Annotated in this window: 10 protein-coding genes; 4 read left to right on the top strand and 6 right to left on the bottom strand. The window is 44.8% G+C overall.

The features are described 5' to 3' along the window. The 5 genes from A3762_RS10045 to A3762_RS10025 form a co-directional block, all read right to left on the bottom strand. The coding region (locus tag A3762_RS10045; RefSeq protein WP_156493374.1) for a hypothetical protein at positions 1-684 on the bottom strand (684 nt) is incomplete at its 3' end. Between the two features lie 124 nt (positions 685-808). Further along, complete coding sequence (locus tag A3762_RS10040; RefSeq protein WP_068755248.1) at positions 809-1924, bottom strand: hypothetical protein; 1116 nt, start codon at positions 1922-1924, stop codon at positions 809-811. A 65-nt stretch (positions 1925-1989) separates the two neighbouring features. Further along, positions 1990-3102, bottom strand: coding sequence for a hypothetical protein (locus A3762_RS10035; protein ID WP_068480794.1), 1113 nt, complete (start codon positions 3100-3102; stop codon positions 1990-1992). Between the two features lie 154 nt (positions 3103-3256). Beyond that, positions 3257-4318 carry an AraC family transcriptional regulator gene (locus A3762_RS10030; protein ID WP_068474916.1) on the bottom strand — a complete coding sequence of 354 codons (1062 nt, stop codon included), beginning with the start codon at positions 4316-4318 and terminating at the stop codon, positions 3257-3259. Between the two features lie 152 nt (positions 4319-4470). Continuing rightward, positions 4471-5787 (bottom strand): sphingomyelin phosphodiesterase, encoded by a 1317-nt coding sequence (locus tag A3762_RS10025; RefSeq protein ID WP_068755245.1) that lies wholly within the window; start codon positions 5785-5787, stop codon positions 4471-4473. Positions 5788-6063: 276 nt separating this feature from the next. Between A3762_RS10025 and A3762_RS10020 the strand changes: the two genes are divergently transcribed. Beyond that, positions 6064-7017, top strand: coding sequence for a glutathione S-transferase family protein (locus A3762_RS10020; protein ID WP_068755243.1), 954 nt, complete (start codon positions 6064-6066; stop codon positions 7015-7017). 71 nt (positions 7018-7088) lie between these two features. On the opposite strand, the gene A3762_RS10015 is transcribed toward A3762_RS10020, so the two are convergent. Continuing rightward, entirely contained in the window at positions 7089-8732 is a 1644-nt protein-coding gene (locus tag A3762_RS10015) for an electron transfer flavoprotein-ubiquinone oxidoreductase (RefSeq protein WP_068474908.1), read from the bottom strand. Positions 8733-9186: 454 nt separating this feature from the next. On the opposite strand from A3762_RS10015, the gene A3762_RS10010 reads away from it, so the two are divergent. The 3 genes from A3762_RS10010 to A3762_RS10000 all read left to right on the top strand — a co-directional run. Next, a complete protein-coding gene (locus A3762_RS10010; protein ID WP_068474922.1) occupies positions 9187-9936 on the top strand; it encodes an electron transfer flavoprotein subunit beta/FixA family protein in 750 nt (249 codons plus the stop codon). Beyond that, positions 9937-10866 carry an electron transfer flavoprotein subunit alpha/FixB family protein gene (locus A3762_RS10005; protein ID WP_068755242.1) on the top strand — a complete coding sequence of 310 codons (930 nt, stop codon included), beginning with the start codon at positions 9937-9939 and terminating at the stop codon, positions 10864-10866. It abuts the gene before it with no gap. A gap of 195 nt (positions 10867-11061) precedes the next feature. After that, on the top strand, positions 11062-11449 hold a 388-nt coding region (locus A3762_RS10000; RefSeq protein WP_156493373.1), incomplete at its 3' end, for a hypothetical protein.

The following is an 11449-nucleotide window of genomic DNA, read 5'->3' as shown; positions in this document are numbered from 1 at the left end:
AGAACGGCCGACTAGCTGAAAGTTTTCATCATAAAGTTCAAGGTCTGCATCAGAAAGGCTGTCCTTGTAGCCTATTGATTTCAGACTAATTAATTGATCCTTTTCTAAACTAACTTTTAAAAAATCTATTCGATCAGGGAAGTTTGAGTAATTACCGTTGGGCGCGTCAAAAGAGCTGCGTGATACGAAGCCTTGAAAGGGTAAATCACTACTAATTTCTTGCGCTCTTTCAAAGAAATTATTGTTTGCTGTGTCGGTGTTTATGTCGTTAATATCAGCGTCAGTTTGAAAAGCGGTTTGTAGATAAATCGTGCCGCGTACAGAAGCAAGTTGCTCACAGCTAAGGCGTATGTCGAGAGGTGCTGAGCCGACAGTTGCTGGGCCGTTATTGAATAATTGACACTCGGTATCGAACGGGAAAGGTTCTTCAATGTTGACGACGAAGGTGTCGCCATCACTTACTAAATATTCAAATGCAAATTGCCCATTACGAGAGATGACCGTTTCTTCTGTTGGTGTGCCATTCACATAGAGGCTAAGAGCAACGTCTTCTCGTATTCCTTCTGAAGTCACCGTGATGCGTTGATCAGCGTCAGATCCGACGATGTTTGAGCTAGAAGAGCCGCCGCCACAAGCGGTCAAACCGAGAGAAAACAGAACGAATAGAAGAGTCTTTTTATCCATTTTTATACAACTTAACGGCCTTGTATCGCTTCGACTAAAAGCGAGAGATTTTTATTGTTACTTTGTGTTAACAGAGTAAATTTCTCATTTAGTGAAGTCAACGAATCGAGGCTGTTCCATGCGACTAAGGCTTAAGGCTGTCGACTGGTTCTTGTTGTTCGCGATAAGTTTGTCCAGAAAATTGGTCGAGTGTATAGCCGTAAGTGTAAATATTGGTTTTTGAAATAGGCATGCGAAGCATCGGTACACCGGCTTGTGCAAGTTCAACGCTGTAGATGTTGTAAGGGCCGGGTTCTCCAGCGTCACGGATCATCAAACCAAAATATTCTAAGGGTATCCAATGTCTGCCCGGCTTTAAGGTCTCAGAAAATTGGCTGCTACCAATCGGGTCATTGGTGTTGCTATAGAGTGCGGCTCGAACGTAGTAGCGCGCATTTTCTTCAACGTTTACTTCTAATTCGACTAATAAACTGCCTGTATCAGTAATTCGGTCGCGGTGCTCACCGGTCAGGCTGATGACGGGTGGAGAGATTACGAAACTCACCGATTCTGAGAGTTGGTCAATGTCACTCACGATAATGGCTTTGTATATCCCTGAAGGCCATAAGCTCGTTTGCTCCTCTGAAATAGTGAGGTAATACGTACCGTCTTGTTGGCGTGCCTGAAGATTTTCGATGAGAATGCTTTGCTGTTCACTAAAGTACACTTGCGCCATGATTTTGCTGCTCAAGCCTTGTAGCTCAACACTATCGATGCGTGAGAACAATGTCAGCGCTTGACCTTGATTGATGTATTTTTTATCGGTCCATGCAGTGATGGATGTGCGCATGTCTTCGCTTTCTGTCGTGCGTTGATGCGTTTCGTAAGTCATGGTCACTGGGTCGCGTTCCAATCGATCAACACGAACATTGCTGCTTGGGTAGCGTGTGAAGGAGGCATGGTCTTTTAAGACGGCTTGATGCAAAGCGGTTTTATTCTTGATGGCTCTTATTTGTTCAATACCTGAAATAGGAGTAACGGATATTTGATCTTGTTGAGAGCCTGTTACAGGTTTGAGGGTTAATGTCGGTACTTTTGCTGCTTGGCTTGTAGCAGGCTGATTGATAGGTGTGTGTTGTTCTGTATGGGCTTTTTGAGGTTTGTTGTCGAGATCTGGGGATTGTTGTGCATGATCAAAATACGCAAGCATTGCTAAAGCGATTAGAGGGGGAATGCTTAATAAGACGATGTTGCGTTGCATGGCTCGGTACTTCTTTGTAGATTGAAAAGGAGGGCATGGCCCTCCTTGTTATGGCGCTGTATTGATTACAAGCAAGAGTTGATTCGACCCGCCATACTGCGGCCATTTCCGCAGGTAATGCCGTCTTCGATATTTGTGTAATCAGGGTATTTGATCGCAGCGTTACGCTCAGCATCATGGTCAGTGTAAACACTTGCCATGTTGTAAGTACGCGGCGTGCCTTTGTTTGCATCGTTACAACGATACGTTGGGCTACCGTAACTAATACCGAAGATCTTTTTGTAGTCGTTCAGGTCGCTTTCTACATAACGCTTACCAGAACCAGAACAGCTCATTTGAGATGCAAGGTTGATGTAGCCATCATCTTCACCCGTGATTAAGCCAGACGAAGCGCCTTCAAGGCCTGGGAAGCCCTTATAACCGCCCATCACGTAGATCGGTGCACCTAGGTTAGAGCCGATGTAGCTCTTCACGGCATAAGAGTCGAATGTTTGTAGCCACTCTACGCTAGCATTACAGTCTTGGCCTAGGAATGCGAAGTTGATAATACTATCAAGCCAGTTGCCATTGCATACGCGGTCAGCACCTTCGGTTCCTCCGATTGCTCCACCAAGTGTGAAGATGCCTGCCAGACCTGACATCGCAGCGTCGAAGTTTACAGACACACCACCTGAAGGTGTGTAGGCCGTGTTGTAGTTTGGAGAGCCCGCTAGTGCGTTGCCCGCAATGTACATCATTTCCGTTGCGCCTTGGCTGTGGCTAACTACCCAGAAAGTGTCATTGGCAGCACATTGTGTGTTCGCTTCAGGGTGAATGTAGCCATCGCCATTACCTTGGCGAATTGCAATGATTTGACGTGCAATTTCACCTGCCGCTTCATCGCGCCACCATTGATAGCCCGCTTCGTCTGTAGAGTTGTAGCCGACAATTGCGTAGTTATCTGTTGAACCAGCAATAAGCTCGGTGATCGCGCTGTTTCCAGCATACTCGCTAAAGTTGTAGTTGCTCCAATAATCTAAAGCAGGTTGGTTTGTGCCGCTTTTGAATGAGCCGTCTGTTCCATGGCCGTGAACCATGATGTAGCAGTTGTCAGCCGCTGCTTGGCTTGCGCCAAAAGCAAGTGCTGAACCGAAAAAGAGTCGTGCGAGAAACCCAGGTTTCTTGGTTTTAGTTTCCATAATCAGGCCTTTAGTTCGTCTATATTGTTTTTATTGTGCATCCTGCTTCGGCAATGTTTGCCGATTTACTGCCCAGTTGTTCCTAGGATGCGATTATTCAACGAGATGGCAATAAGTGCTATGACAGAAAAGGACAGATGCATGGCTCTAGAGGTCAAGATTTTTGATGTTGCTGAAGTTGGTATTCTTTTGGTGAGGCGCTTTCCCAGCGTTTAAACGCACGACTAAATGAACTCGCGTCGTTATAGCCAAGAAGAATCGCTATTTCTTGAATAGTTTGTTTGTTTGAACTGAGAAGCTTTTTGGCAATGTCGTGTCTTTCTTGATCAACGATTGTTTGAAAGCTAAAGCCTTGAGCTTGTAGGTGTCGACGTAAACTTCTTGAAGACATACAGAGTTGAGCTGAGATATGTTCTAGGCTAACCATGCTCAGCGCGTTTTTCTGGATAAGTGCGCGCGTTCTAGAAACTGTATCGCTTGGTGCAATGTGCTCCATTTGAGTTTTGACTGTTTTATCGTTTTCTTCTGCGAGTATTGGGTTTGAGAAAACAAGTTTTCTCTCTAACAATGGTTTTGGAAGAAGAACACGGTTTTTCTCTTGGTTGAAGCGTACGGTCTCCGAAAAATATTTGCCGTAGTAGGCGCTCTTTGAAGGTTCTGGATAACTAAATTCGAAGATAAGAGGGACGGATTTTTCACCTAAGCAATAGCAGCCAAACGAGTAGAGAATCGCGTAGAGATATTCGATATAAAACGGCAGGGTGGCACCAAAATCGATATGTGGTGTAATGCTGAATTCGCCCCAGCGTTCGTTGGCCTCAAAGTTGAGGCTAAACTGATTTGTCCATAGCTTGTAATAGTCGCTCAGCAAATGCATTGCTTCGCCGGCTGTGTCACAACTCATTACGCGGCTTGCGAGTAGGCTGTCATTATTAATGAAGTCTTGCACGCCAAGCTGAGCTCCAAAGCTCATATCGGGCGCGTGCTTGATGGCATTCAATAATAGTCTTTGATGTTGGAACGCATCAATTGAAATGTCTCTATGGATAAGGTGGTGCTGCTCAATACCGGTGCCTTCAAGTAATTTAGGCAAATCGACGCCTTGCATGATTAAAAACTTAATCATGGGTTTTAGCTGTTGAATGTTCAGAGAGAGCGCTTCTGCTTTTTGTTTTACGAAGCCTTTCTGATCTTCAATGTTGCATACTAAAGACATAGATCGACGATAACATTGCTATTTTTGTTTGAGCTCAAACGGTAACTCAAAAGTGCTGGTTACAATATTAATAATGCTCAGATAGAAAATTAGGTCACAAAAAAAGCGAACCAATTGGTTCGCTTTGTAAGGGTATAACAGAATCTTGCTTGTTATGGGTAGACAAACTCACCTTTAACAGGGAAGTGGTCTGATAAGTCCCAACGACCCCAGTGCTCAGATTCTATGCTACGAGGAAGTAGCAATGTGTTGCTAGAGCTGATTGGCGTAACGTGTTCATTTGAGTAAAGCACGTAGTCTAAGTACTCGTCATATTGATCATCTGCATACACGTTAATAGAGCCACCGTACGAGTAAGGGTAGTTTTCAAGTGCTGTTGGCTCTGTCGCATCCAGAACCGCCATCAAATCATCACGCTCCTGCGGGAAGTTTACCTTGTCGACATTAAAGTCGCCGGCATAGATAACAGGCTCATTCGCAGGGATGTGCTTGCTGTCTTTGAATGCTTTCAGTTCTGCTAGATGCTCAAAACGATTCGCAATGTCTTCAGGTGTTGTATAGGCGCGAACGTGCGTACCGAACAAGTTGTACGTTTTGCCAAGCTTATTGATTTTTGCGTAAACCGCACCTTTTGATGCAAGGCAGTCTTCGCGGATACATGCTTGATAAACAATGTTGTCTTCTACTTCGATTGGCCACTTAGATGCGATAAATATACCGCCGTTTAGAATGCGGCCAAGCTCGAAAGGAATCTCAGTCAGGTAAGGGTATTCACCTTTGATGTGATCGCGGAAGTAGTTTGATGACGCTAGATCATGTGCTTCTTGGAATACGATCGCGTCATAACCTGGTACTACCATGTGTGCGATTGAGTGGAAGCGATCGTAGGTGTTTTCAGCAGTAATACCTGGTAGTAGACCCCAAATGTTGTAGGTCAATACGTTGAAGCTGTTTGCATTGGCTTCATCTCGAACCTGTTGTTCAAGGTTTGGTTGGATGATGTAATGAAAATCATCGCCTGAAGCGCGTGCGTAGCTTGCTTTGTATGCGAGCGTTGCATCTTGGCCATCAAAGCTGATGTGCTGTTTGTAGATGTCTCGGTCATCCTTCCAGTTGTCATAATTTGCGCTGTGCTTGATGTTACTAAAGGTCATTGTGCCTTTTAGTTTTTGTTGCAATACAACGCTAGAACTCTGACCTTGTACGGTTGTTGTAAACCAGTACTTTTTGCCCCATTTGACGCCTTGGTCGCGATTAAAGCGCAAGAATTTTACTGTGCTCATTGGTGATACGCTGTGAGCAAGTTGCTCCCATTCGTTGCCGTGGGTGATGTTGTTATGGCCAGTTTGCACTGTGCTAATGCTCAAAGGTTCGGTCGTGCTGTTTGTCAGATATATATATGACTCAGCAAACGCATTGCTGCCAAATGCCATACTGAATAGCAAAGCTAAGGTCAGGTTTTTTTTCATGTGATACTCGTCCGTTAAATTGGGTTTAGTGCTGTTCTTCTTGTTATGAGGGCGCGACTTTAACAGCCTGTCGATGACAATTTGGCGACAAAAAATCAATAAACAGAATGTTGGCAGTAAAAGAATGTAAATTGGCCTTTTTTGTCACGTTTTTGGTGTTCATGTGGTGATTGTTCAAAACAATTGTTCGAATCAAACAAAATAATTGCACTGCATAGCTGGTTGTTTGCGTACTAAAATTTCGTGCTAATTTTGGATTGAAGTAGGAGTAAGTGAATGGGCTTGTTGGTCGATGGAGTATGGCGTGATGAGTGGTATGACACTAAGAGTTCTGATGGAGAGTTTATTCGTACTGATGCGCAATTTCGTTCTTGGATCAGTGCGGATGCTTCAACTGGGTTTCAAGCGGAGTCAGGGCGCTATCATTTGTTTGTTTCGCTTGCATGTCCTTGGGCGCACAGAACGCTTATCTTTCGTGCTTTGAAAGGCTTGGAAGATGTTATTTCTGTTTCGATAGTGAAGCCTGAGATGTTATCCCAGGGCTGGGAGCTTCAAGGTGGCGATCTTCCAGACGGCATGAATGAATTGACATCTATGCATCAAGTTTATACTTCAGTTCAACCTAATTACTCTGGTCGTGTCACTGTTCCGGTGCTCTATGATAAGAAAACTCGGCAGATTGTCAGTAACGAGTCCTCAGAAATTATTCGAATGCTGAATATGGCTTTTAATGATTTTGCTTCTGATGATTTGGATTACTATCCGGAGTCTAAGCGACAAATCATCGATGAACTAAATGCAGATGTGTACGAGAATATTAATAACGGTGTGTATAAAACTGGATTTGCGACCACACAAGCAGCCTATGAGAAAAACTTCGAAGCCTTGTTTGAGGCTTTAGGTCGTATGGAGGTGCGCTTGTCTGAATCTCGGTATTTGGCTGGTGATACCTTAACCGAAGCAGGCTGGCGTTTATTTACCACGCTTGTGCGTTTTGATGCGGTCTATGTTGGTCACTTTAAGTGTAACTTAAAGCGTATTGAGGATTACCCTAATTTATCGAACTACTTGCGAGAGCTATATCAAATAATGGGAATTGCTGAAACAGTCGACTTTGAGCATATTAAGACGCATTACTATTATAGCCATGACATGATTAACCCGACTCGCATTGTGCCGATGGGGCCAGATTTAGCTTTGGAGCGAGCGCATGATCGTGACCGGTTTTAAGGTGTGAGTTATCAAAATAAAAAAGCCCGCGAAAGCGGGCTTTTTGTTTGCGTTTAACTATAAAAACGTTCTTACATGTTTGGATAGTTTGGACCACCGCCACCTTCAGGTGTTACCCAGGTAATGTTCTGAGCAGGGTCTTTGATATCACATGTTTTACAGTGTACACAGTTTTGAGAATTGATCTGGAAGCGTTTTTCGCCGCTCTCGTCTTCAACAATCTCGTATACGCCTGCAGGGCAGTAGCGTTGCGCTGGCTCATCATATTTTGGCAAGTTTTGCGCAAGAGGGATGCTCCCATCAGCTAGCTTCAAGTGGCATGGCTGGTGCTCTGCATGGTTTACGTTACCGATGAATACGGAGTCAAGTTTAGCGAAGCTAAGCTTGCCGTCAGGCTTAGGGTAATCGATCTTTTTGCTTTCAGAAGCAGGCTTCAATGTGGCGTAATCAGGAGTAGTGTCGCGCAACGTGAATGGAAGCTTCATAATGTTGTGGTGAATGAAGTTGAACGCGCCGCCGCCAATCATGCCAAATTTGTGCATAGCTGGACCGAAATTACGGCTGTTGTATAGGTCTTCATATACCCATGAGTCTTTGAATGCTGCCGAGAATTCAGTGATCTCGTCGTTTGCGCGCTCTGCCGCAATCGCTTTTACGACTTCTTCCGCTGCGATCATGCCGCTCTTCATTGCAGTGTGCGTACCCTTGATCTTAGAGAAGTCCAAAGTACCCGCGTCACAGCCAACGATCAAACCACCAGGGAATGTCATTTTAGGAAGTGCGTTAAAACCGCCTTTAGTAATTGCACGTGCGCCGTAAGAAACACGCTTACCACCTTCAAGGTGCTTGGCGAGCACTGGGTGGTGCTTCATGCGTTGGAACTCATCAAATGGGCTAACGTGAGGATTTGAGTAACTCAAGTCAGTGATCAGGCCAACAACAACCTGGTTGTTTTCGCCGTGATAAAGGAAGAAACCGCCTGTCGAATTAGACTCGTTGAGTGGCCAGCCTGCGCCGTGAACAACAAGACCTTCTTGGTGTTGCTCAGCAGGGATGTCCCATAGCTCTTTGATGCCGATGCCGTAGTGTTGTGCATCGCTATCTTTATCTAGCTCGAACTTAGCAATCAACTCTTTACCTAAGTGGCCACGACAGCCTTCTGCAAAGATCGTGTATTTAGCACGTAGCTCCATGCCAGGCATGTAGCTCTCAGTTTGCTCGCCTTCTTCGTTTAGGCCCATATCGCCAGTGATGATGCCTTTTACAACATCGTCTTCAATGATTAGCTGAGCGGCAGGGAAGCCAGGGTAGACTTCAACTTCAAGTGCTTCAGCTTGCTCGCCTAACCAGCGTACAACGTTACCCAGGCTGACAATGTAGTTGCCATCGTTATGCATTGGCTTTGGAATCATCCAGTTCGGAGACTTGAAGCTCTTTTCTGCATTACTCAGCAGATATACTTCGTCTGCTTTAACAGGAACATTTAAAGGAGCACCCATTTCTTTATAGTCAGGGAATAGCTCTTTTAACGCGCGGTCTTCGATAACGGCGCCTGATAGTGTGTGTGCGCCGATTTCTGAGCCTTTTTCAACAACGCAGACAGTAAGTTCTTGGCCTGTTTCTTGTGCTAGTTGACGGATACGGCATGCTGCTGAAAGGCCAGCAGGACCACCACCCACGATGAGAACGTCAAACTCCATCGATTCTCTTTCCATGTTCGGTCTCCTGTTTTTCAAGGTAATTAAAGTTGTCGTTGGTGAGTCTTTACCGATATAGACTTTCTCGCACCACGATATTGCGCGCGATTATACATATAAAGGTATACGAGTGCATTAGTATTCTGGGTTATTTCAAACGATCGTTTGAATTTTATGCAAATTTAATGTCGTTACAAGTCCTGATTGGAAGTTGCTACGTAATAGGGTGTAGATACTGAAGCTTTATTAGTGAAACAAATGCCGGTCATCTAGCTTAATTTTTGCCCAAGTATTGACGCTTTTTTAATTAATCGGCAGTATTATGCGCTCCGCGAATTCGGGGCATGAAGCTTGGAGCTACATAAGTTATTGATTAATTTATGAAAAATAGCTTTTTCGCAGTATCTCGTGTGTGTGCTTGATTAAGGGCATTCGCACCATCAATTCATCAATTGTTAAGAATGAGGAATCTATGAAGGTTCTTGTCGCTGTCAAACGAGTTATTGACTACAACGTCAAAGTACGTGTTAAGGCCGACAATTCAGATGTCGATCTTACTAATATCAAAATGGCAATGAACCCATTTTGTGAAATCGCAGTTGAAGAAGCTGTTCGTCTTAAAGAGAAAGGAATCGCGAGCGAAATCGTTGTGGTTTCTATCGGTCCTAAAGTTGCTCAAGAGCAAATCCGTACAGCACTAGCATTAGGTGCAGACCGCGGTATCTTGGTTGAAACTGACGAACAAGTTCAATCTCTTCAAGCTGCTAAAATCTTGAAAGCGATTGTTGACGAAGAACAACCTCAGTTAGTTATTCTTGGTAAGCAGTCTATCGATTCAGACAACAACCAAACTGGTCAGATGCTAGCAGCACTTGCAGGCATGGGTCAGGGTACATTCGCATCAGAAGTTGTTGTTGAAGGTGATAAGGTTAACGTTACGCGTGAAGTTGACGGCGGTTTGATGACTGTTGGTCTTAATCTTCCTGCAGTAGTGACTACTGACTTGCGTTTGAACGAGCCACGTTACGCATCTCTTCCTAACATCATGAAGGCTAAGAAGAAGCCTCTCGATACTAAATCTCCAGCAGATTACGGTGTTGAGTTGAGCGCTAGCCTAACTACATTGAAAGTAGAAGAGCCAGCTAAACGTTCTGCGGGTATTAAAGTTGCAGACGTTGCAGAGCTTGTAGACAAACTTAAAAACGAAGCGAAGGTGATCTAAATGAGCATTTTAGTTATTGCAGATCATGATAATGGTAGCTTGAAGCCAGTTACTCTTAACGTTCTTGCTGCAGCAACAGCAATCGGTGGTGACATCGACGTATTGGTTGCGGGCGAAGGTTGTGGTGCAGCAGCAGAAGCTGCGGCAAAAGCGGCTGGCGTTGCTAAAGTATTGGTAGCTGATAACGCAGCTTACGGCCATCAGTTGGCTGAAAACCTTTCTCTATTGGTTGCTGACCTTGGTAAAGGTTACTCGCACGTTCTTACTTCTGCGGGCACAACTGGTAAGGACTTCCTTCCACGTGTTGCTGCACTTCTAGACGTTGCGCAAATCTCTGACATCATCAAAGTTGAGTCAGCTGATACGTTCGTTCGTCCAATCTATGCGGGTAACGCGATTGCGACAGTTCAATCTAGCGATGCGATCAAAGTAATCACTGTTCGTGGTACTGCGTTCGATCCAGTTGCTGCTGAAGGTGGTTCAGCTGCTGTTGAAGCGATTGACAACGTACAAGACGCTGGCATTTCTATTTTTGTAGGTCAAGAAATGGCTGAGTCTGATCGTCCAGAACTTACTGCTGCAGATATCGTAATCTCTGGTGGTCGTGGTATGCAGAATGGCGACAACTTCGCAATGCTTGAGAAAGTTGCTGACAAGCTTGGCGCGGCAATGGGTGCATCGCGTGCAGCTGTTGACGCTGGCTTCGTACCTAACGACATGCAGGTTGGTCAAACAGGTAAGATCGTTGCTCCTAACCTATACATCGCTGTAGGTATTTCAGGTGCGATCCAACACTTGGCTGGTATGTCTGGTTCTAAAGTAATTGTTGCGATCAACAAAGACGAAGAAGCGCCTATCTTTCAGGTTGCTGACTACGGTCTTGTTGCTGATCTATTTGATGCGGTTCCAGAATTGGAAGCTGCCCTTTAATAGATAGCTGATCTCAAAAACCGGCCCTCGAAAGAGCGCCGGTTTTTTTGTGCCTTTAAAAAAACGACTACTTTCTAACCCAGACCTTACATATGTTCGGAGAGTCGTTTTGAAGAGAGGAATAGGTGTTTTTTATTATCTGTTGGGCAATCGGCCTTAGCTATTGAAGGCACGGCGTATAGCTCGACATCAGGATTGTTGACTAGTGTTTGGGGTACGTATGGCCAAGGCACTGTTGGTATTGATACGACGACTTATACCTTGTCGAGTGATTTTGCGCTCTTGTCAGATCGAAGTATTCAGTGGAAGACAGGAAGCCGACCGCCACCCGTTGGTGAAACGGTTGGTACGCCGGCGGGAACTTACTTTAGAAATGTAATTATTCAAAGTGTGGGAGGTCAAAAGCATGCTCTCACTATCACTAACTCCGGCCCCGCCAGCAAATTGAGCGCCGAGAAACTATCGATTACAAATTCTCGTTTAGTACTTCGTGATGATGTCACATTCAACTTCCAGTCCCCGAGCGGCAGTTATAATGTAATTCTAGATAACAGTGATCTGATCTTTGACTGGACTTCTGCTG

The organism is Oleiphilus sp. HI0125, from assembly GCF_001635355.1.
Note: the sequence above shows the minus strand (reverse complement) of the source record. Positions and strands in the feature narration are given on the sequence as shown.